Below are 21822 nucleotides of genomic sequence, written 5' to 3'. Positions count from 1 at the left end.
GCAGCGCTGAAATATGCACGCAAGGTTGAGGGCGGAAAGCCGCGGCACGCTCTCTTGCGGAAGGATTCCGCGCATGCCGCTCCAGCCGGTCCATTCTGCGCCCAAAGATACCGATAACGTCAAGGCCAGTGCCCTCGACTGCGAGAATGGCCGCCACTCGGCGATCGGCTCGAGCAAGATCGAGATCAACGGCGTCGTCCATGCGACCTGCCGCCATTGCGGCTGCGAGCTGATGCGCCTCGGCGCTTCGCGCCGCTGGTTCCGCACCGGCCCGATGGGCGGATAGACGGCAGCTCGGTCTTCTCAACCTGTTCTTACAAGGAATAGATCCTTCTCATATTGTCCCGATAGTGTCGAATGGCCGATTGGGCTAAATCCCGTCGACCCATTTTCACAGCGAGGCGACAATGACCGGGATGATCGACAAGGCGGGGCTCAAGGTCGCGGAGGCGCTGGTCCGCTTTATCGAGGATCGGGCTCTCCCCGGCACCGGCTTGGGCGCGGATGCCTTCTGGCGCGGCACGGCGGACATCTTCGCCCGATTTGCTCCCGAGAATGGCGCGCTTCTCGCCACGCGCGACGATCTCCAGGCGAAGATCGATAGCTGGCACCTGGCGCGCGCCGGCAAGCCGGTCGATCTGGCCGCGTACAAGGCGTTCCTGTCGGAGATCGGCTATCTGGTCCCCGAGCCCGCGCCCTTTGCCGTCGGCACCGCCAATGTCGATGCCGAACTGGCGACGATGGCAGGTCCGCAGCTCGTCGTGCCGATCCTCAACGCCCGCTTCCTGCTCAACGCCGCCAATGCGCGCTGGGGCAGCCTCTACGATGCGCTCTATGGCACCGATGCGATTCCGGGCGTGCCGGCCGGCAAGGGCTATGATGCCGCGCGCGGCGGCCAGGTCATCGCCTGGGCCAAGGATTTCCTCGACAAGGCGGTGCCACTCGCCGCGTGCGCATGGGCGGACTGGACGGGCGGCGATCTGGCGCTCGCCGATCCGGCGCAACTGGTCGGCCGCGCGGGCGATAATCTGCTGTTCCGGCACAACGGCCTGCATATCGAAGTCGTCATCGATCGCGGCCATCCGATCGGCAAGGACGATCCGGCGGGCATCGCCGACGTCATCCTCGAATCGGCGCTGACGACGATCTGCGACCTCGAGGATTCGGTCGCGGCGGTCGATGCCGAGGACAAGGTCGCCGCCTATGCCAACTGGCTCGGCCTGATGAAGGGCGATCTCGAGGACAGTTTCGAGAAGGGCGGAGCGATGATGACCCGCCGTCTCAACGGCGACCGCGGCTATACCGCACCGGACGGAACGGGCTTCACGCTCGGCGGCCGCAGCCTCGTCTTCGTCCGCAACGTCGGCCATCTGATGACGACGCCGGCCGTGTCGCTCGCCGACGGGTCCGAGGCGCCGGAGGGCATTCTCGACGGCATCGTCACCAGCCTGATCGCGCTGCACGACATCAAGGGCCTCGGCAAGTACCGCAACAGCGCCACCGGCTCGGTCTATATCGTCAAGCCGAAGATGCACGGTCCCGACGAGGCGGGTTTCACCAACCGCCTGTTCGACGCGATCGAGGATCTGCTCGGCATGGCGCGCCATACGCTGAAGGTCGGCGTGATGGACGAGGAGCGCCGCACCTCGGCCAGCCTCGCCGCCTGCATCGCGGCGGTGAAGGACCGGATCATGTTCATCAACACCGGCTTCCTCGACCGCACCGGCGACGAGATGCACACGTCGATGCGGGCGGGGCCGATGATCCGCAAGGGCGACATGAAGACCAGCGACTGGATCGCGGCCTATGAGGACCGCAACGTCCAGATCGGCCTCGCCTGCGGGCTATCGGGCAAGGCGCAGATCGGCAAGGGCATGTGGGCGGCGCCCGACAAGATGGGCGACATGCTCGCGCAGAAGATCGGCCATCCCAGGACCGGCGCCAACACCGCCTGGGTCCCCTCGCCGACCGCCGCCACCCTGCACGCGACGCATTATCATGCGGTCGACGTCTTCGCCCGGCAGGCGGAGCGCAAGGCCGAGCCCGTCGCGAGCCTCGACCGACTGCTGACCATCCCGGTGGCCCAGGGCAAGAACTGGAGCCCAGAGGAGATCCGCGCCGAGCTCGACAACAATGCGCAGGGCATCCTCGGCTATGTCGTCCGCTGGATCGACCAGGGGGTGGGCTGCTCCAAGGTTCCCGACATCACCGATGTCGGCCTGATGGAGGATCGCGCCACGCTGCGCATTTCGTCGCAGCACATGGCGAACTGGATGCTGCACGGCGTCGCCTCGGGCGAGGAGGTCGATGCCGCCCTCAAGCGCATGGCGGTCAAGGTCGACGCGCAGAATGCGGGCGATCCGCTCTACCGGCCGATGGCGGGCAACGAGGAGGGGAGCCTCGCTTTCCAGGCGGCGCGCGCTCTGGTGTTCGAAGGCGTCGAGCAGCCCAATGGCTATACCGAGCCGCTGCTGCATGCGTTTCGACTGAAGGTGAAGGCGGAGGGCTAATTAGGTAGTTACGCCAGCGAAAGCTGGAGCTTCCCAAGCGACACCCCGTCCCTCTGCGTCACGCCAGCGAGGCAGGCATCATCGGGCGGGGCCTGCCTCGCGCTTGCCCCCACTGTCCGGAGATCCCGGCCTCCGCCGGACGACGAGGTACGCAAAGGCCCCGCGACCGCCGGTCATTGTCTATTTGATGAACAGCATGGCCAATGACTGTTCGGACAGGCTCGCGACGCCGTCGCGATTGGCGTCGGCCATGTCGAAAAGGCCGAGCGGGCGGGCCTGGGCCTCGGACAGGCTGACCTTGCCGTCGCCATTGGTATCGCATTTGTCGAACCAGCTGCGTCCGATATGGGTCAGGCCCCGGCCCTGGTCGGGCTGGGCATTCTGGACTTCGCGATAGCGCTGGAACTCATCGGGGCTGACCGAGCCGTCCTTGTCGGCGTCCATCTCCGCGAACTGCTTTTTCGCGACAGTGGCGACCTCGGTGCGTGTGATGGGCCGCTGGCCCAGTTCCAGCCCGGCATGTGCGGCGGTGGCGGCGGACAGCGAAAGCAAAGCTACAAAGATCATTTTCGTCATGGTCGTGATCCCATTGCGATGTGGGGGCATCTAGGGGGCCACAACTGACCGGCGGCTGAATGGGTTGCGTCTCGGTCCCGAAGGAGCCCGTGTTATTTCACGACGCCGACCTGGAAATCGAACAGGATACGGACCCAGACCCCCATCTGCGGCTTGCCGCCGATGCGGGGCGGACGGATCTTGAACTGCCAGGCGGCCTGGCGCAACGCGCGGGCCAGGCCCGATCCGCGCGGCGATTCCCCCAGCTCCTGGCAATCCTCGACCCGGTAATTGGGGATCGTCCGGCAGGCGATCATGCCCCAGCCGGCCTGGCGCTGCTCCTTGATATAGTAAGCCATCTCGGCCGTGGTCGGTTCGACATACCAGTCGGCGGGATAGAGCTTCTCCCCGCCGGGTCCTTCGCCGGGTCCCTCGCCGTCGCCGCTGCCGGGGTTGCCGGCGCCGGGGGCGCTGTCGGCATGCTGGGGGTGGATGTTGGCGATGTCGCTCGCCCGGAACACCTCCGAGGTCACCATCATCATCTTGAGCGGGGTCGGCGGCGGCGGGGGCGCCGTCGGTGGGGGTGGCGTCTTCACCGTCCTGTGCCGCTGGGCGCTGGCGGATGCGGCGGGTTTCGGCGCGGGGTTCTCGGAGAAGGACAGCAGCGGAAAGCTCTTCAACTCCGGGGTCAGCTTCCGCAGCGTCGTCGGCGTCAGCGACAGCAGCAGCAGGAAGCCCAATATGTGAACGATGATCGCGAGCAGGATGCCGGTCGCGCGGCGACCCAGCAGGTCGCGGCGTGTCGTCCATGCATGGGAAAGGAAGGGCAGGCGCATCGGCTGGTCCTGCGCGGCGGGTCGAGGGCCGGCGACGAGAGGAACGGTTGGCGGCCTCGGGCAGGGCGCAGTCACGCCCCTTACTCGGCAGCCCTGTGTCGATCAACCGGCCACCGCCTGCGGCCGGACGAAGCGTCGCGACAATCGTCTAGGGGACGAAGCTGACGATAGGATGAATGATCCGCAACGTTCGGGGGCCGATCCGAGGCCGCTGCGGCGCTTGCCGCGCGCGTCCCGCGATAATGCCGATCCAGGGCGGACTTATTGTGCGTCTTCGCGCCTCGCGCGACTGCCCGCGGGGGCGGGGGGGACGGTGTCGATCAGCTGGTCGCCGCCCAGCGACTGGTACAGCGTTACCAGGTTCTGCGCCTTGAGTAGCCTGGCCTGCGTCAGCGTGCGTGCCGCGCCATAGGCGGTGCGCTGCGCGTCGAGCATATTCAGATAGGGATCGATCCCCTCGCGGTAGCGGGCATTGGCGAGGAACAGCGAATCGCGTGCCGACGCGTCGAGCCGGGCGCTCGCCGCCACCTGCTGATCGATCGTTGCGCGTCGCGCCAGCGCGTCGGCGACGTCGCGGAAGGCCGACTGGATCGCCTTCTGGTAGGTGGCGAGCGCTAGGTCGCGCTGCGCCTTGGAGTAGCGCAGGTTGCCGAGATTGGCGCCGCCGTCGAAGATCGGCAGCGTCGCCGAGGGAGCGACGCTCCAGGTGAAGGCGCTGCCCTGGAATAGGTTGGACAGCGCGCTGCTGGCGAAACCGGCGAGCCCGGTCAGGCCGATCTGCGGAAAGAAGGCCGAACGTGCCGCACCGATCCGGGCGTTGGCGGCGCGCAGCCCATATTCGGCCTCGACCACGTCGGGACGCCGCAGCAGGATCGACGAATCGAGTCCGGCGGGCACCTCGACCAGCTGTCCATCGAGGCTCTCGATCGAGGCGGGAAGCAGTTCTTCCTCCACGGCCGCTCCGACGAGCAGTTGGAGCGCGTTGCGATCTTGCGCGACGGCGGTCTCCAGGCTGGCCTGGTCGGCCTCGGCCTGGGCGAGGATGGTCTCGGCCTGGCGTAGGTCGGTGCGAGGGGCGACCCCGCCCTTGAGCAGCGCCCGGGTCAGTTCGACGCTCTTGGTCGCGCTGGCTCGGGTCTCGTCGGCGATGGCGAGCAGGCTGCGATCGGCGGCGAGCGTCAGATAGGCGTTGGCGACCCCGGCGACGAGGCTCAGCCGCGCGCCGCGCTGGGCGGCCTCGCTGCCGAGATATTCGTTGAAGGCGGCATTGTTCAGGCTGCGGAGCCGGCCGAACAGGTCGATTTCCCAGCTCACCCCAAGGTCGGCATTATAGCTGGTCCGCTGCCCGCCGGTGCTGGCCCCATTTCCGTTATTGCCCGTTCCGGCGCCGTTGCCGCCGATATTGCCGCGCGTCTCGTTCGAGCTGTCGCCGGTGGTGAGGCCCACCGATCCGTCGAGCTGCGGGAAGAGATCGGCGCGGGCGATTGTCACCAGCGCGCGGGCGGAACGGACATTGGCGAGGGCCGCCTTCAGGTCCTGGTTGTTGGCGAGCGCCCGGTCGATCAGCGTGATCAGCCTGGGGTCGCGGAACACCTGACGATAATCGAGCGCGGCGGGTGTCTCGCCCTGGCCGGCGGCGGGCAACGCGGCGGGGATGGCGGGCGCCGGGCGATGATAGGCGGGCTCAAAGCTGCACGCCGCCAGCCCGGCCAGCGCCAGCAATGCCCCGGCGGTCCGGATCATACCCCGACCTCCCCGCCGCGCTTGCGCGGGAAGAGCTTGCGGACCAGCACGAAGAACAGCGGTACGAAGAAGATGGCGAGCAGCGTGGCCGTGAACATGCCGCCGAGCACCGCGGTGCCGATCGCGACGCGCGCCTTGGCGCCCGCGCCGGTCGAGATGGCGAGCGGCAGCACGCCGAACATGAAGGCGAAGCTGGTCATCAGGATCGGGCGCAAGCGGATGCGGGCGCCGTCGATCGCCGCCTGCAGCGGCGTCTTGCCGTCATTCTCGGCCATCACCGCGAACTCGACGATCAGGATCGCATTCTTGGCGCTGAGGCCCATGGTGGTGACGAGGCCGACCTGGAAGAAGACGTCGTTCTCCAGCCCGCGCAGCAGCACGGCCAGGGTGGCGCCGATCAGGCCCAGCGGGATGACCATGACGACCGCTACCGGGATGGACCAGCTTTCGTAGAGGCCGGCAAGGCAGAGGAAGACGACGAGGATCGACAGACCGTAGAGGATCGGCGCCTGGCCGCCCGACAGCCGTTCCTGGTAGCTGAGACCCGACCAGTCGACCGAGACGCCGGGGATCTCGGCGGCGAGTTCGGTGATCCGCTTCATCGCGTCGCCCGAGCTCTTGCCCGGTGCGCCCTGACCCTGGACGGTGAAGTTCGCCACGCCGTTGAAGCGCGTCAGCACATTGGGCGTCTGCGCCCAGTGGACCTTGGCGAAGGCGGAAAAGGGGACCATCTCCCCCGACGAGGAGCGGACGTGCCACGCGGCGAGATCCTCGGGGCGGCTGCGGAAGGGCGCGTCGCCCTGGACAAAGACGCGCTTGACGCGGCCGCGATCGACGAAGTCGTTGACATATTGGCCGCCCCAGGCCGCCGACAGCGTCTGGTTGACCGAGGCCTGGCTGACGCCGAGGGCGCCGACCTTGTCCGAATCGATGTCGACCGCGAGCGTCGGCGTATCCTCGAGCGTGTCGAGGCGGATATTGGCGAGCTCGGGATCGGCGGAGGCCGCGGCGAGCAACTGGTCGCGGCGCGCCTTGAATTCGGTCCGGCTCAGATTGCCCGAGTTGAGCAGCTCCATCGAGAAGCCCGTCGACTGTCCGAGGCCCGGGATCGACGGCGGGGTGAGGATGAAGATCTGGGCATCGCGGACCGACGACAGGGCCTGGGTGGCGCGGTGGGCGATCGACTCCGCGCTGTTTTCGGTGCCCTTGCGTTCGTCCCACGGGGCGAGCGCAAGGAAGCCGCGGCCGGTATTCTGTCCCTGGCCGCCGCTGCTGGTGCCGCTGACGGTGTAGAATGTCTGGACGTTGGCCGCCTCGTTCTTGGCCATATAGGCCTCGATCTCGCGCGCCACCGCGACGGTGCGGCTCATCGTCGCGCCCGGTGCCAGAGTATATTGGGTCTGCGCGAAGCCCTGATCCTCGGTCGGCACGAAGCCGGTCGGCAGGCGGAGGAAGACCAACGCCAGAACGAAGACCAGCAGCACGAACACGATCAGCGCGGTGCGGGTCCGGCCGAACAGCTTCGAAACCGTATCGATATAGCGATCGGTCAGCCGCCGGAACCAGATGTTGAAGCGGTCGCCGAACCGATAGGCACGCCCGATCAGGCCGTCCTGCGCCGCCCGCTTTTCGCGATCCGGCCGCTTCAGCAGGGTTGCCGCCAGCGCCGGCGACAGAACCAGCGCGACGAAGACCGACAGCGCCATCGAGGCGACGATCGTGATCGAGAACTGGCGATAGATCACGCCCGTCGAGCCGCCGAAGAAGGCCATCGGCAGGAACACCGCCGATAGCACCAGCGCGATCGCGATCAGCGCTGTATTGATCTCCGCCATGGACTTGATCGCCGCTTCGCGCGGGCTGATGTCGGGATCTTCCTCCATCACGCGCTCGACATTCTCGACCACGACGATCGCGTCGTCGACGAGCAGGCCGATGGCCAGGACCAGGCTGAACAGGGTCAGCGTGTTGATCGAGAAGCCGGCCGCGGCCAGCACGCCGAAGGTGCCGAGCAGGACGACGGGAACCGCGATGGCCGGGATCAGCGTCGCCCGCCAGCTCTGCAGGAAGACGAACATGACGAGGACGACCAGCAGGATAGCCTCGAACAGCGTCTTGACCACTTCCTCGATCGACAGCTTGATGAAGGCGGTCGCGTCGTTGACGAAGACATGGCGATAACCGGGCGGGAAGCGGCCCGCAGCCTCGTCGACATAGGTCCGGACGAGTTCGGATGTCTTGAGCGCATCCGCGCCGGGGGCGAGGAGGATCGCGATGCCGGCGCCCGGATGGCCGTTGAGGCGCCCGACGATATTATAGGATTCGCTGCCCAGCTCGACCCGCGCCACATCCTGCAGCAGCACCTTCGAGCCGTCGACCTGCGTCTTCACGAGGATTTTCTTGAACTCGTCCGCGTTCGTAAGCCGCGACCGCGAGGTGACGATCGCGTTGAGCATCTGCTGGTCGGACGACGGCACGCCGCCGATCTGCCCCGCGGCGATCTGCGCATTCTGCGCCTGGAGCGCGGAGGTCACATCATCGGGCGTCAGCCCGAAGCTGGCCAGCTTGTAAGGATCGAGCCAGATGCGCATCGCATAGGGCGCACCGAACACGTTGACGTCGCCGACGCCCGGCAGGCGGCCGATGCCATCCTGAAGGGTCGAGGTCAGATAGTCGGCGACGTCGAGATTGGTCGACCGCCCGCTCTCGTCATAGACCGATACCACCATCAGGAAGTCGGGGTTGGACTTGGTGACGACCAGGCCCTGCTGCTGGACCTGCTGGGGCAGGCGCGGCAATGCCTGCTGAACCTTGTTCTGGACCTGAACCTGGGCGATGTCGGGATCGACGCCCTTGTCGAAGGTGACGGTGATCTGGGCGCGGCCCGCGGAACTGGACGACGACGAGAAATAGAGCAGCCCGTCGATGCCCGACAGCTGCTGCTCGATGATCTGGGTGATGTTCGATTCGACCGTGTCGGCCGAGGCGCCCGGATAATTGGCGCGGATATTGACCGATGGCGGGGCGATGTTCGGATATTGCGACACCGGCAGGCTGAGCAGACCGCCCGTGCCAAGCAGCATGATGACGATGGCGATGACCCATGCGAAGATAGGGCGATCGATGAAGATGCGCGAGATCATCGAGGAAGGCTCAGCCGGCCCTGGCCGAGGCACCCGCCTTGGGCGTGCGCGGCGGCGAACCGGCGGGCATCGGACGGATCGGCTGACCCGGCCTTATCCTGCCGAGCCCCTCGACGATCACCTTGTCGCCCGGCTTCAGGCCCGACGTCACCAGCCATTTGTCGCCCACGGTCCGGTCGGCGACCACCGTTCGCAGTTCGGCCTTGTTGCCGGGCCCGACGACGACGACCGTAGCGTCGCCCTTGGGGTTGCGGCTCACCCCGGTCTGCGGAACCAGGATCGCATCGCGCGCCGTCACCTGCGACATGTTGGCGCGGACGAACATCCCCGGCAGCAACAGGCCTTCGGGATTGGCGAAGCGGGCGCGCAGCGTGACCGTACCGGTCTGCGGGTCGACCATCGCCTCGGCGAACTCGAGACGGCCCTCGATCGGATAGGCGCTGCCGTCCTCGAGCTTCAGCGTCACCGCGGCGGAAGAGGCGAAGCCCTTGCCCGCGGCCAGCTGGCGGCGCAGCGCAATAAGGTCGGCGCTTGATTGCTGGATGTCGACGAAGATCGGATCGAGCCGCTGGATCGTCGTCATCGCATCCGCCTGGCCGGCGGTGACGAGCGCACCCGTGGTGACCAGCGAGCGGCCGATCCGTCCGCTGATCGGCGCGGGCACATTGGTGAAACGCAGGTTGATGCGCGCCGTGTCGAGCAAGGCGGCGTTCTGCGCGACCGCGGCGTCGGCCTGCCGGGCGGCGGCGGCGGCGTCGGTATAGTCCTGCTTGCTGACCGCTTCGATCTGGGCCAGCGGCTTGAGGCGCTGGGCCCGTGCGGCGGTCGCCTCGCGCTGCGCGCGGGCATTGTCGAGATTGGCGGCGGCCTGGTCGACCGATGCCCGGAAAAGGCTTGGGTCGATCCGGTAGAGCGTCTGACCGGCGCGGACGATGCTACCTTCCTCGAACAACCGTGCCTTGAGGACGCCGGTCACCTGGGGGCGGACCTCGGATGTCTCGAACGCGGTGGTACGGCCCGGCAGTTCGACGAACAGCGGCACCGATTCGGCGCGCATCACGACGAAGCCGGCCTCTGGCGGCGGTGGAGTCGGCTTTTGCTTGGAACAGCCGGCCATCAGCGCGCAAGCGGAAAGAAGGAGCCCGCTACCGCGGCCCACCGTCTTGGAAATCATCTAGCAACCTTCGCGAACTGCGGCGGGCATTATGCCCTGCTAGACGCAGCCGATTGGCAAAACAATCGTCGGCTGTGCGCGTGCGAGCTTTTTTCCGCGTCTGATGCGGTTAAAGAAACGTATCCCCCTCCCCGCAGGGAGGAGGGGTCGTTGCTGCGCCGCAGCGCGGCCGCCATCGCCGGCATCGGATCAGCGGCAGATGCGCACCCGGTGGTGGTGGCGCCATTCGGTCCAGCACCGGGCGTGCCGGCCATTGTGGCGGTTCCAGCGCGACTCGCGATGCAGGCGGCGGTCGTGCTTCCAATGGCGGTCGTTGCCCCAGTGGCGGCCATTGTCCCAGCGGCGATCATGCTGCGACCAGCGATGGTCGTCCCACCGGTCCCGGGCCTGCGCCGCGCCGCTCATACCTATGGTCGCGACGGCAAGGCCGACCGCGGCGAAAATGGCTTTCATACGCATGACATACTCCTCTCCATGCCAGCCCCCGCAGGCAACCGACGTTAGGAGCCGCGACCCGTCGCTTCGCTGAATGGCTCCTTCATCGAGCGTACAGGAAAAAATTCGGGCGGGCCGGTCGCTGTCGATTTTCCGTAACCGAGGAGCAACAATGCCAGGGGCTGGATCAACTGCGGGGTATGGGCGGAATGATACGGTATCTTTCCCCCGATCACCTCTCGCTTCGAGCGGCAGGCGTCGTTGCGGGAGGGCGATCGCTATTCGGTGCTGTCGAGCCGCTGCAACCGGGCGCCGACGATCGCATCGACCCTTCGGTCTGCCGGCTGACCGTCAGTCGACGTCCTCCACCTCGACCGTCTCGCCGGTCACGCGTTGCGACAGGGCGGCGGCCATGAAGCGGTCGAGGTCTCCGTCGAGCACGTCCGAGGGGGCTGTCGAGGTCGTGCCGGTGCGCAGATCCTTCACCATCTGATAGGGTTGGAGCACGTAGGAGCGGATCTGGTGGCCCCAGCCGATCTCGGTCTTGGCGGCATAGCCGGCCATCGTCTCGGCCTCGCGCTTCTGCAGCTCCTGCTCGTAGAGCCGCGCCTTGAGTTGCTTCATCGCCTCGGCCTTGTTCTTGTGCTGCGAACGCTGGTTCTGGCAGGCGACGATGATTCCGGTCGGGATATGGGTGATGCGCACCGCCGAATCGGTGGTGTTGACGTGCTGGCCGCCGGCGCCGGACGACCGATAGGTATCGATCTTCAGGTCCTTATCGAGCACCTCGATGTCGATATCCTCGTCGACCTCGGGATAGACCCATACGCTGGCGAAGCTGGTATGGCGGCGCGCGGCCGAATCATAGGGGCTGATGCGGACGAGGCGGTGGACGCCGCTCTCGGTCTTGGCATAGCCATAGGCGTTCTCGCCCTTGATCAGCAGCGTGGCGGATTTGATTCCGGCCTGTTCGCCGGCATGGAAATCGACCAGCTCGACCTTGAGGCCGCGTCTTTCGGCCCAGCGGCTGTACATGCGCTGGAGCATGCCAGCCCAATCCTGGCTCTCGGTACCGCCGGCGCCCGCATTGACCTCGATATAGGTGTTGTTGCCGTCGGCCTCGCCGGCGAGGAGGGCGCCGATCTTGTCCTTCTCGGCGCGTTCGGCAAGGGCCGCGAGCGCCTGGACGCCGTCGTTGACGAGACCGGCGTCACCTTCGGCCTCTGCCATCTCCATGAGCTCGATCGTGTCGTCGCGCTCCTGTTCGATCGCCTTCACCGCAGTGATCGATTCGTCGAGGCGCCGCCGCTCGCGCATCACCTCCTGCGCGGCCTTGGCGTCGTCCCACAGCTTCGGATCCTCGACCCGGTTGTTGAGTTCGTCGAGCCGGCGCATCGCGCGGTCCCAGTCCAGGAAGCGGCGGACGAGCGCCATCGCCTGGTTGATCTGATCGACACTCGCTTGCGCTTCGGCGCGCATATTCCGAACTCCATAAAAATCGTCGTTCCAGCCGAAGCCGGACGCTCGAGAGGCATATATAGGTGCCGCGCCCTTGCCTCGCGAGATGCCAGCCTTTGCTGGCATGACGGGACCATGGCCGGTTGCCCTAGTAGATGCCGTCCTGACTTTGCAAGAACTCGCTGTCGGTAGTCGCGCGTGCGGTGGGCGCTGCGCGCTTGGCGATCTCGTCGCGGCGGATGGTGCGGCGCGGCTCGCTCTCGGGCTTGAAGGCTTCCCAGATCACCGAGCTGTAATAGCTGCCGTCGGGCCACGCGCCGAAGACGCGGCGACCGGTCTTGCGGTCGATGCGGATCATGCGGATGCCGGCCGGCGCCCGGAAGGGGACCACCGGCATGTCCTTCATCGCCTTGGCCGCAAAGCTGCGGAAGATCGGCGCGGCGATCGTGCCGCCCTGGGCGTAGCCGCCCATCGAGCGCGGATTGTCATAGCCGAGATAGAGACCGCCGACCATGTCGGCCGATCCGCCGACGAACCACACATTGGTCGGTCCCGACGAGGTGCCGGTCTTGCCGAACATCGGTCGGCCCAAGTCGCGCAGCACTGTCGCGGTGCCGCGCTCGACCACGCCTTCCATGATGTGGAGCATCTGATAGGCGGTCATCGCGTCGATAATCTGTTTCGACCGCAGCCGCGGACGCGGCATCGGCCGCCCGTCATATTTCGGCATGTTGCAGCCTTCGCAGGCGCGCTTGTCGGCGCGCCAGATGATCTTGCCGTTGCGATCCTGGACATAGTCGATCACCGTCGGGGTGACCGCGCGGCCCTGGTTGGCGAAGATCGAATAGCCGTTGACGATCTGGAGCACGGTCGTCTCGCCCGCGCCCAGCGCATAGGCGAGATAGGGCGGATAATCGCCGATCCCCATCACCTTGGCGGTACGGACCACCTTGTCCATGCCGATCTGGCTGGCGGTGCGGACCGTCATCAGGTTGCGCGACTGCTCGACGCCCCAGCGCATCGTCTGCTGGCCCGCATTCTGGCCCGAGAAATTCTTGAAGCATTTCTGACCGAGCCGCGCCGATTGGTAGACGCAGAAGGGGCCGTCGATGACGATCGAGGCCGGGGTCATCCCGTTGTCCAGCGCAGCGGCATAGACGAAGGGCTTGAAGGTCGAACCCGGCTGGCGCTTCGCCTGGGTGGCGCGGTTGAAGGACGAGCCGCGCGAATCGAAGCCGCCCTGCATCGCCAGAACCTGGCCGGTGTGCGGGTTCTGGATGACCATGCCGCCCGAGATGCTGGGGATGCTGCGCAGCGACCAGGCGTCGCCCTCGCGCCGGACGACGATCACGTCGCCGACCTTCAGGAAATCGAAGGCGCGTCCGCCGACGCCTGCTTTGGGCATCGTCGCGCCCCCGCTCGGCAGGGTGCCGCGCGATCCGTTCTCGAAGCCGATTTCGGCCTGCGAACCCTGTTTCGCCAGGACCACCGCGGGGAGCCAGTTGGCATAGCCGGCCCCGACGTTGAGATTCGACAGGCTGCGCGCCCAGTTGTCGTCGATGTCGATCCGCGCGATCCGCCCGCGCCAGCCGCTCGCCGCCTCGAAGCGGACGAGGCCATCGCGCAGCGAATCCTCGGCCGCCTGCTGGACCTTGGCGTCATAGGAGGTACGTACCCACAGGCCGCCCGAATAGATGGCGTTGGGCCCGTCCTGCGCGGTCTGGCCATAGCGTTCGATCAGCTGGCGACGGACCTCTTCCAGGAAATATCCGCCGACGCTCGCCCGCGGCGAATAGCGCGGGACCACGCCGAGCGGTGCGGTGGCAGCCTCCCGACGCTGGTCGGCGGTGATGAAGCCGTTCTCCTGCATCTGCTGGAGGACGTAGTTGCGCCGTTCCAGGGCTCGATCGGCGTTGCGTTCGACGGTGTAGTTGGACGGCGCTTTGGGCAGGATCGCCAGATAGGCGACCTCGGGCAGGGTCAGTTCGCCGACATCCTTGCGGAAATAGGCGCGACTGGCCGACTGGACGCCGTAGGCGTTGCGCCCGAGGAAGATCTGATTGAGGTAGATCTCCAGGATCTGCTGCTTGGTCAGCGCACCTTCGATGCGAAAGGCGAGGATCGCCTCCCGGACCTTCCGCGCGATCGAGTAATCGTCGCCGACGATCAGGTTCTTGGCGACCTGCTGGGTGATGGTCGAGCCGCCCTTGGCGCGTCGGCCGCTGCCCAATTTGGTCGTATAGTCCCATACCGCGCCGGCCAGGCCGCCGATATCGACGCCGGGATGGCTGAAGAAGGTCTTGTCCTCGGCCGAGATGAAGGCGTCGACCAGGATCTGGGGATATTCGTCGTACGACAGCTGTACCCGCCGTTCGCGCGCGAAATCGGCGATCGGCTCACCGTCATAGCCGCGGACGTTGGTCGGCAATGGCGGCTGGTAGGCGAGCAGCGCATCCGCCGACGGCAGGCCGCGCGCGAACAGGAACCAGATCAGAAGCCACATCAGCGCGGCCGACCAGAGGACATAGCCGGACCAGCGCCAGCTTCGGAATGTCCGGAGATGGCGGATCTGATCGCGCCAGCCTGGGAACGGGTTGTGGAAGGCGGGTAGCTTCGGCACCGGCGCGCTCTAGCAGGTTTGGAGGCGTTTGGAAGTATCGGGAGTCCTTGTTGGACCCTCCGACGCCGGCTGCCGGGCATCCGCCCCGCTTGGCTTCCTCGGAGCCTGCCAAGGCTCCGCGAGCACGAACGCGCGTCCGAGCTTATGCGAGGACAGCCGAGGTCGCGGATGCGACCGTCGGCGCTTGAGGCTGAACGACACGGCCATTATTCCCCCGCCAGCCGCCGGGCGAAATGTATCTCGATCGCCTTGCGCACCCCTGTCGCGATGTTGCGGCGATATTGGGAGGACAGCAGCAGCCCGAGATCGTCGTCGTTCGAGATGTAGCCGGTCTCGAGCAGCACCGAGGGCACGTCGGGTGCCTTGAGCACGATCAGTCCGGCGAAGCGGTGCGCCTCATCCTTGAAATGAACGGTCGGCGCCATCTCGCGCTGGAGCAGGGTCGCGAACTGCGACGAGATGTTCATCGTCTCGCGCTGGGCGAGGTCGAGGAGGATCGAGGAGACCTCGTTGTTCTCGCCGCCCAGGTCGATACCGTTGAGGATGTCGGCGCGGTTCTCCTTGGCGGCGAGTTGTGCCGCCACACGATCCGACGCGACCTCGGACAGCGTGTAGATCGTGGCGCCACGCGCCGCGTTGTTGACTGCGCTGTCGGCATGGACCGAGATGAACAGGTCGGCCTTGAGCCGCCGGGCGATCTCGCGCCGCTCGCCCAGGACGAGGAAGCGGTCGTCGCCGCGGGTCAGCGCGACCCGGACCCGGCCCGATGACACCAGCTCGTCGCGGATCGCCTTGGCGATGCCGAGCGCGATATCCTTCTCCTTGTAGCGGCCGTCCGCCGACTGCGATCCCGGATCATGGCCGCCATGGCCCGCGTCGATCACCACCAGCGGCCGTTTCGTGCCGCGCGCTCCGCTGACGGTGGGCACCGGCAGCGGCTTCGGCGGATCGAGGGGGACGGTGATGCCGCCGCGCTGCGCCGACCGCGTGTCGACCGGCTTGTCGTCGAGGCCGAACAGCTTGCGGCCCCTGCGCACCGCGCGGGCGAACAGGCTCTCGTCGACCTGCTTGAGGGTCAGGGTCAGCGCCCGGTGGTCGGGGGAGAAGGTCGCGTCCGAGACGATCGCCGCGCGGCTCAGTTCGAACACGACCCGGGCTGTGTCGGGATCATATTGCCCGTGGCGAGTCGCCGCGATCAGTCCGCCCGAGGCAGCGACCCGGCTCATCCGCGCGCCCGGAAGGTCGACCGCGATCCGCTGCGGCCCCGACAGCATGAACGCGGAGGCGGTGGCGATCGGCTGGTCGAACCGCAACGTCACGTCGGTGCCGCCGATCTCGATCGCCGAAATCGTCGCTGCCTGCAGCGCCGCCGGGAGGAGCGACAGCAGCACGGCGCAGAGCGCGAGGGCGAGACGCTGGCTGAAACCTGATTTTGGCAAGATGGCCCCGTGATACCCGGCCGGTCATGAAACGCCGACTGCCAATAGTTTAACCAAAGCTTGACCGTGCTTGTCCAGTACGGTGATGCTTGCCCCGTCTCCGATCGGATGCTAGCAGTTTTTATCCGGATATCGGCCGGGTCCCCGTTCAGGCGGGGCATAAGCGCCGTTCCGGCCTTACCGTCGCTCTGTGGCGACGGCGTAACAGGTTGACGATCGCATGAGTCATTCTTCGCCCCGTCTCATACGCTGCCAGCATATTGGCGGCGCGTGCGGCGGCGCCTTTTTTCCGGCGCGTCGCGCCGGAAATGACGATGCGACGGCTGCGAATACTCCTTTTTCACCTTCGATGACGTTTCCGGAAACGATGCGGCTTGCCGCTCCTCCCGGCGGCGCATCCTCATCATATCGCGCGTCGAAGCCCGGCCGCGCTGCCGGCTCCCGCGCATGGAGAGCTTTTAATGACAACCCGCATGCTTATCGACGCACGCCACCGGGAGGAAACCCGCGTGGCCGTCGTCCAGGGGAACCGGATCGAGGAATTTGACTTTGAGTCCGCTGAGCGGAAGCAACTCAAGGGGAATATCTATCTCGCCAAGGTAACGAGGGTCGAACCGTCGCTCCAGGCGGCGTTCGTGGACTATGGCGGCAACCGCCACGGCTTCCTCGCCTTCTCGGAAATCCACCCCGATTATTATCAGATCCCCAAGGAGGATCGCGAGGCCCTGCTCCGCGAGGAGGCCGAGCATGCCGCCGAGGAAGAGGCGCTGCGCTCCCGCGAATCTGATCATGACGACGACGGCGAGGACTTCGAGGACGACGCTCACGATCGCCACGACGACCATGATCATGATCAGGACGAAGAGGGCGAAGGCGGCGACGAAAAGCCGCGTACGCGTCGCGAATCGGTCGGCGGCGGTTCCGACGACGGTGCGGTGGAGAATCTGCGCCAGCGCCGGATGAACCTGCGCCGCCGCTACAAGATCCAGGACGTGATCCGCCGGCGGCAGGTGCTGCTGGTGCAGGTCGTCAAGGAAGAGCGCGGCAACAAGGGCGCCGCGCTGACCACCTATCTTTCGCTGGCCGGCCGCTATTGCGTGCTGATGCCGAACACCAGCCATGGCGGCGGCATCAGCCGCAAGATCTCGAACGCGGCCGACCGCAAGCGGCTGAAGACGATCATGGCCGATCTCAACCTGCCGCGCACGATGGGCTGCATCGTCCGCACGGCGGGCCTCCAGCGGACCAAGACCGAGATCAAGCGCGACTTCGACTATCTCGCCCGCCTGTGGGACGAGATCCGCGAGAATACGCTCGGCTCGCAGGCGCCGGCGCTGATCTATGGCGACAGCGATCTGATCAAGCGTGCGATCCGCGACATCTACAACCGCGACATCGACGAGGTGATCGTCGAGGGCGAGGAGGGCTATCGCCAGGCGCGGGCCTTCATGAAGCTGCTGATGCCGAGCCACGCCAAGAAGGTGGGGCTCTATGCCGACGCTGTACCGCTGTTCCAGCGCTTCGGCGTCGAGGACCAGCTGGCGGCGATGTACCAGCCGATCGTCCAACTCAAGTCGGGCGGCTATCTGGTGATCAACCCGACCGAAGCGCTGGTGTCGATCGACATCAACTCCGGCCGGTCGACCCGCGAGCATAATATCGAGCAGACCGCGACCGCGACCAATCTCGAGGCCGCCCACGAGATCGCCCGCCAGCTTCGCCTGCGCGACATGGCGGGCCTGGTCGTCATCGACTTCATCGACATGGAGAACAACTCCAACATCCGTAAGGTCGAGAAGGCGATGAAGGAGGCGCTGAAGAACGATCGCGCCCGCATCCAGGTCGGCCGCATCTCCAGCTTCGGCCTGTTCGAGATGAGCCGCCAGCGACTGCGCACCGGTGTGCTCGAAGCCTCGACCCGCCAGTGCCCGCATTGCGAAGGCACCGGCCTGATCCGCACCGCGTCGTCGGCCGGTCTTTCCGCCCTTCGCATGCTCGAGGACGAGGCCGCGCGCGGTCGCGGCTCGCGCCTTCTGCTGCGTGCGAGCCAGGAAGCCGCCTTCTATGTCCTGAACCGCAAGCGCGCCGAGCTGGCCGAGATCGAGGAGCGCTACGGCGTCGTCATCGAGATCGTCTCCGACGGCACGCTGGAAGGGGCCCGCATGAGCGTCGAAGCGGGTGGTCCGCCGCCGGCCCATGCGCCGCGCCTGCCGGCGCCGCTCCCGATCGAGCTCGATGACGACATCGACGACGAGATCGACGAAGAAGAGGAAGAAGTCGCGGCCGAGGCCGACGCGGAGGACGAAGGCCAGGAGGATGGCGAGCGCGGTGATGCCGGCCGCCGCCGCCGCCGCCGCCGCCGCCGCCGTGGCGGTCGCGGACGCGATCAGGATGGCCAGGGCGAAACCGGCCAGGACGACAGCGGCCAGGACGACGATGGCGGCGAGCCCGCCGAGGATGGCGATGATGGCGAGGCGTCGGAAGAATCCGAGGAGGCCGTCGCCGGAGAAGGTTCTGCCGAGCCGCGCGGCCGCCGTCGCCGCGGCCGCCGTTCGGGCCGTCGCCGGGGTGGCGAGGGTGCCGAGGCCGAGGTGACCGAGCAGGCCGAAGCGGTCGACGCCCCGGCCGTCGAGGCCACGCCGGTTGCGGCGGAACCCGCGGTCGCCGCCGAGGAAGTCGCACCCGCCGAAGCAGCGCCCAAGGCCCGTCGCCGGCCACGTGCCCGCAAGGCCGATGCGGCCGTCGCCGAGACGGTGGAAGCGCCGGTCGAGGAAACCGCGCCGGTCGCTGTCGAGCCTGAAGCGGAGCCCGTCGCCGAGGCGCCCAAACCGCGTCGTGGCGGCCGTCGCAAGAAGGTCGATGTCGCTGCGGAAGCCCCCGAGCTTCCCGCGCCCGTCGAGCCTGCCCCGGCGGAAGCCGCGCCGGCCGAGGTCGCGGCCGAGCCCGCCGCCGAAGCGGCGCCCAAGCGTCGCACCCGGTCGCGCGCCAAGGCCGCCGCTGCCGAACCGGTCGAGACCGTCGAGGCTATGGCGGAAGCGGCCGAGTCTGCAGCCGAAGCCGAGCCTGCCGAAGCCGATGCCGGTGGCGAGGACGACGACGGCTCCTCGCCGCGCCGCGGCTGGTGGCAGCGGACCTTCGGCGCCTGATCATGCGGGGCGGACCTTCCCGAGAGGGTCCGCCCCGTCGCTTCACGCGCGGTTCAGGCGATCGGCGCGAGGAAGGCTGATCATGGATATGGTTGCCCTGTCGACCCGCCGGCTCGGCCGGATGCTGCGGGCGCTGCTGGTCGCTGCGCTCGCGCTGGCGCTCGGCGCTCAGCCGGTCATGGCCCAGTCGATCCTGCGCGATGCGGAGACCGAGGCCTATCTCAAGGAAATATCGGCACCGATCGTCGTTGCCGCGGGGCTCCAGCCCGGCAATGTCGACATCATCCTGATCGGCGACAAGGAGATCAACGCCTTCGTTGCCGGCGGGCAGGCGGTCTATATCCATAGCGGACTGATCGAGGCCGCCGACAACACCAACGAAATCCAGGGCGTGATCGCGCACGAGATCGGCCATATCACCGGGGGCCACGTGATCCGCTTCGGCGAGGGCGCGCAGGGTGCCACCGGCATCACCCTGCTGTCGCTGCTGCTCGGCGCCGCCGCGATGGCGGCGGGGTCGGCGGAGGCGGGCATGGGCGTGATGATGGCGGGCCAGCAGGCCGCGCTGGGCAAGTTCCTCGCTTTCAACCGGGTACAGGAATCGAGCGCGGACGCCGCGGGCGTCGGTTTCCTCAACAAGGCCGGGATCTCCGGCAAGGGCATGCTCAGCTTCTTCCTGAAGCTGCGCAAGGAGGAATATCGCTACGCCTCCACCTATGCCGAGGTCGATCCCTTCATGCAGACCCACCCGATGTCCGGCGAACGCGAAGCGACGCTGACGGGCGATGTGATGAAATCGCCGGCGTACAACAACAAGACCGATCCGGCGCTCGATGCGAAGTTCAAGCGGATCAAGGCCAAGCTGATCGGCTATATGGACGACCCGACGACGGCGCTGCGCAAATATCCCGACAGCGACCAGAGCGCCGCCGCCCATTATGCACGCGCCTATGCCTGGCATCGCGGAGCCTATCCCGACAAGGCCGTCGAAGAGGTCGAGAAGCTCGTCGCCTCCGACCCCAAGGATCCTTATTATCGCGAGCTGCAGGGCCAGATATTGCTCGAATCGGGCAAGCCGAAGGAGGCGATCGCGCCGCTGCGGATCGCGGTCCAGGGATCGCGCTCGTCCCCGCTGATCTCGGCGCTGCTCGGCCATGCCCTGCTCGCTACCGAAGACCCCGAGCACCTTCAGGAAGCCCGCGACGTGCTCAAGGTCGCGGTCGCGCGGGACCGCGACAATCCGTTCGCCTGGTATACGCTCGGCATGGCCTATGCGCGGCTCGGCGACGAACCGCGCGCGCAGCTTGCGACGGCGGAACGCTACGCCCTGATCGGCAACAATCAGCTGGCGATGATCAGCGCCGAGGCCGCGATGACGCGGATTCCGCGCGGCACCCCGGATTATCTCCGGGCCGAGGATATTGCCTTGTCGGCGCGAGCTGCGGCAAGCCAGCGAAAGAAATGATGATTCGAGATTTCATGATCCGCCACCGGCGCATTGCCGCGACCGTCGGCGCGGGCTCCGCCATCCTGATCGGTATCGGGGCCGCGATGCTGGCGCAGCGAATGCGCGCGCCTGAACGTCCCGCCGACAAGGCGCGGATCGAGATGGTCGTGCGCGACTATATTCTCGCCCATCCCGAGATCATCCCGCAGGCGATCGACAAGCTGCGCGAGAGGCAGAGCAAGGATGCCTATGCGGCCAACAAAGCTGCGCTCGAGACGCCGTATGAATCGGCATGGGCCGGCGACCGCAACGGCGACGTAACCCTCGTCATGTTCACCGATTATGCCTGTGGCTATTGCCGGTCGAGCCTGCCCGACATCGATCGGCTGATTGCCGACGACCCCAAGCTGAAGGTCGTCTGGCGCGAAATCCCGATCCTGGGTCCCGGCAGCGAGATCGCCGCCAAGGCGGGCCTCGCGGCGGCACGGCAGGGCGCCTTCCGCACTTTCCACGAACGCATGTTCGCCGCCGGCCGGCCGGACGGCGCCAAGGTGTCGATGGTGCTTCGGTCGATGAAGCTCGATCTGGCGAAGGTCCAGCGCGACATCGAGGGTCCCGAGGTGACGGCTGAGCTGCACAGGAACATGGAGCTGGCGGGCCGGATCGACGACGCGCTGGCAACGCCCACTTTCGTGGTGAACGGGCAGATGTTGAAGGGCGCGGTCGGCTATGACGCGCTCAAGCAGGCGATCGCCGACGCGCGAAAGCGCGTATAGTCTCGTTGCTTCAGCCTCGACGGAGGCAAGGGGTCGGCCCATCCCGCCTGCCGCGAGACGCCACCTGGATGACGATGATCGTCACCGCCGCGCGACGACCCCGCCTTCGATCGTCGCGCTCGCCGGGTGGTGGCGGTCGAGGTGCCGCTTGATCAGTTTCAGGTTGCGGCTGTTGGACCGGAAGAAGAAATCGGGAATCGCCCCGATCCACGGGATGGCACCCAGCAGCAGGTCGACGCCGACATTGCCGAACATCCGGGTCATCTGCCACTTCGTCATGCCGAGATTGCGGGCTTCCCAGACCAGCCAGCTGCCCATCACCGCGCCGATCGCCGGGCCTACCACGGGGATCAGATCGAGCAGCACGTCGAGGCCGACGGGCTTGTTCAGCCCCGGCAGGACGAACATCCGTTCGAGCAGGCCCTCCATCGCCTCGACCCGGCGGCGCACCGAGGCCGGGTCGTTGCCCATGCCGGGTAACCGGTCCGTGAGGCTGTCGAAATCGACCGTGGTGGGGCGTCTCATGCGATCATCTCCGAA

General features: G+C 66.9%; 15 protein-coding genes. 5 read left to right on the top strand and 10 right to left on the bottom strand.

What is annotated here, in order from left to right:
• Nucleotides 1-73: 73 nt before the first annotated feature.
• Together ASE22_RS09040 and ASE22_RS09035 are read left to right on the top strand one after the other, a co-directional pair.
• Nucleotides 74-286, top strand: a complete 213-nt coding sequence (locus ASE22_RS09040) for a hypothetical protein (protein ID WP_056357746.1) — start codon at nucleotides 74-76, stop codon at nucleotides 284-286.
• Nucleotides 287-407: 121 nt separating this feature from the next.
• On the top strand, nucleotides 408-2510 hold the full coding sequence (locus tag ASE22_RS09035) for a malate synthase G (protein ID WP_056357743.1): 2103 nt from the start codon (nucleotides 408-410) through the stop codon (nucleotides 2508-2510).
• 180 nt (nucleotides 2511-2690) lie between these two features.
• Here the strand turns inward: ASE22_RS09035 and ASE22_RS09030 are convergent, their stop codons facing one another.
• The 9 genes from ASE22_RS09030 to ASE22_RS08990 form a co-directional block, all read right to left on the bottom strand.
• A complete protein-coding gene (locus tag ASE22_RS09030) occupies nucleotides 2691-3086 on the bottom strand; it encodes an EF-hand domain-containing protein (RefSeq protein WP_056357740.1) in 396 nt (131 codons plus the stop codon).
• A gap of 92 nt (nucleotides 3087-3178) precedes the next feature.
• The gene (locus ASE22_RS09025; protein WP_056357737.1) at nucleotides 3179-3901 is read right to left on the bottom strand and encodes a hypothetical protein; all 723 of its coding nucleotides are present in this window, start codon (nucleotides 3899-3901) and stop codon (nucleotides 3179-3181) included.
• A gap of 261 nt (nucleotides 3902-4162) precedes the next feature.
• On the bottom strand, nucleotides 4163-5644 hold the full coding sequence (locus ASE22_RS09020; RefSeq protein WP_056357734.1) for an efflux transporter outer membrane subunit: 1482 nt from the start codon (nucleotides 5642-5644) through the stop codon (nucleotides 4163-4165).
• The gene (locus ASE22_RS09015; RefSeq protein WP_056357731.1) at nucleotides 5641-8787 is read right to left on the bottom strand and encodes an efflux RND transporter permease subunit; all 3147 of its coding nucleotides are present in this window, start codon (nucleotides 8785-8787) and stop codon (nucleotides 5641-5643) included. Before ASE22_RS09015 ends, ASE22_RS09020 begins: the two co-directional genes overlap by 4 nt.
• A gap of 10 nt (nucleotides 8788-8797) precedes the next feature.
• The gene (locus ASE22_RS09010) at nucleotides 8798-9904 is read right to left on the bottom strand and encodes an efflux RND transporter periplasmic adaptor subunit (protein WP_327196967.1); all 1107 of its coding nucleotides are present in this window, start codon (nucleotides 9902-9904) and stop codon (nucleotides 8798-8800) included.
• Between the two features lie 246 nt (nucleotides 9905-10150).
• Entirely contained in the window at nucleotides 10151-10420 is a 270-nt protein-coding gene (locus ASE22_RS09005) for a hypothetical protein (protein ID WP_235536232.1), read from the bottom strand.
• Nucleotides 10421-10747: 327 nt separating this feature from the next.
• Nucleotides 10748-11875 (bottom strand): peptide chain release factor 2, encoded by a 1128-nt coding sequence (gene prfB, locus ASE22_RS09000; protein ID WP_056357722.1) that lies wholly within the window; start codon nucleotides 11873-11875, stop codon nucleotides 10748-10750.
• A gap of 127 nt (nucleotides 11876-12002) precedes the next feature.
• On the bottom strand, nucleotides 12003-14474 hold the full coding sequence (locus tag ASE22_RS08995) for a penicillin-binding protein 1A (RefSeq protein WP_056357719.1): 2472 nt from the start codon (nucleotides 14472-14474) through the stop codon (nucleotides 12003-12005).
• A 206-nt stretch (nucleotides 14475-14680) separates the two neighbouring features.
• Entirely contained in the window at nucleotides 14681-15913 is a 1233-nt protein-coding gene (locus tag ASE22_RS08990) for an N-acetylmuramoyl-L-alanine amidase (RefSeq protein WP_056357715.1), read from the bottom strand.
• A 473-nt stretch (nucleotides 15914-16386) separates the two neighbouring features.
• On the opposite strand from ASE22_RS08990, the gene ASE22_RS08985 reads away from it, so the two are divergent.
• The 3 genes from ASE22_RS08985 (at nucleotide 16387) to ASE22_RS08975 (ending at nucleotide 21282) form a co-directional block, all read left to right on the top strand.
• Nucleotides 16387-19059 (top strand): Rne/Rng family ribonuclease, encoded by a 2673-nt coding sequence (locus ASE22_RS08985; RefSeq protein WP_056357712.1) that lies wholly within the window; start codon nucleotides 16387-16389, stop codon nucleotides 19057-19059.
• Nucleotides 19060-19141: 82 nt separating this feature from the next.
• Complete coding sequence (locus ASE22_RS08980) at nucleotides 19142-20524, top strand: M48 family metalloprotease (protein WP_056357710.1); 1383 nt, start codon at nucleotides 19142-19144, stop codon at nucleotides 20522-20524.
• A complete protein-coding gene (locus tag ASE22_RS08975; protein ID WP_056357707.1) occupies nucleotides 20521-21282 on the top strand; it encodes a DsbA family protein in 762 nt (253 codons plus the stop codon). The genes ASE22_RS08980 and ASE22_RS08975 overlap by 4 nt, the downstream gene beginning before the upstream one ends.
• Nucleotides 21283-21363: 81 nt before the next feature.
• On the opposite strand, the gene ASE22_RS08970 is transcribed toward ASE22_RS08975, so the two are convergent.
• Nucleotides 21364-21807 carry a DUF4112 domain-containing protein gene (locus tag ASE22_RS08970; RefSeq protein ID WP_056357704.1) on the bottom strand — a complete coding sequence of 148 codons (444 nt, stop codon included), beginning with the start codon at nucleotides 21805-21807 and terminating at the stop codon, nucleotides 21364-21366.
• Between the last annotated feature and the right edge of the window lie 15 nt (nucleotides 21808-21822).

Source organism: Sphingomonas sp. Root720 (assembly GCF_001428605.1).
Taxonomy (GTDB): domain Bacteria; phylum Pseudomonadota; class Alphaproteobacteria; order Sphingomonadales; family Sphingomonadaceae; genus Rhizorhabdus.
The sequence above is the reverse complement of the archived record's forward strand: the minus strand, read 5'-3'. Positions and strand labels throughout refer to the sequence as shown.

Coding starts and splice junctions, on each gene's coding strand:
- ASE22_RS09040 (WP_056357746.1), top strand. CDS start 74: ATGCCGCTCCAGCCGGTCCATTCTGCGCCCAAAGATACCGATAACGTC.
- ASE22_RS09035 (WP_056357743.1), top strand. CDS start 408: ATGACCGGGATGATCGACAAGGCGGGGCTCAAGGTCGCGGAGGCGCTG.
- ASE22_RS09030 (WP_056357740.1), bottom strand. CDS start 3,086: ATGACGAAAATGATCTTTGTAGCTTTGCTTTCGCTGTCCGCCGCCACC.
- ASE22_RS09025 (WP_056357737.1), bottom strand. CDS start 3,901: ATGCGCCTGCCCTTCCTTTCCCATGCATGGACGACACGCCGCGACCTG.
- ASE22_RS09020 (WP_056357734.1), bottom strand. CDS start 5,644: ATGATCCGGACCGCCGGGGCATTGCTGGCGCTGGCCGGGCTGGCGGCG.
- ASE22_RS09015 (WP_056357731.1), bottom strand. CDS start 8,787: ATGATCTCGCGCATCTTCATCGATCGCCCTATCTTCGCATGGGTCATC.
- ASE22_RS09010 (WP_327196967.1), bottom strand. CDS start 9,904: ATGGCCGGCTGTTCCAAGCAAAAGCCGACTCCACCGCCGCCAGAGGCC.
- ASE22_RS09005 (WP_235536232.1), bottom strand. CDS start 10,420: ATGCGTATGAAAGCCATTTTCGCCGCGGTCGGCCTTGCCGTCGCGACC.
- prfB (WP_056357722.1), bottom strand. CDS start 11,875: ATGCGCGCCGAAGCGCAAGCGAGTGTCGATCAGATCAACCAGGCGATG.
- ASE22_RS08985 (WP_056357712.1), top strand. CDS start 16,387: ATGCTTATCGACGCACGCCACCGGGAGGAAACCCGCGTGGCCGTCGTC.
- ASE22_RS08980 (WP_056357710.1), top strand. CDS start 19,142: ATGGATATGGTTGCCCTGTCGACCCGCCGGCTCGGCCGGATGCTGCGG.
- ASE22_RS08975 (WP_056357707.1), top strand. CDS start 20,521: ATGATGATTCGAGATTTCATGATCCGCCACCGGCGCATTGCCGCGACC.
- ASE22_RS08970 (WP_056357704.1), bottom strand. CDS start 21,807: ATGAGACGCCCCACCACGGTCGATTTCGACAGCCTCACGGACCGGTTA.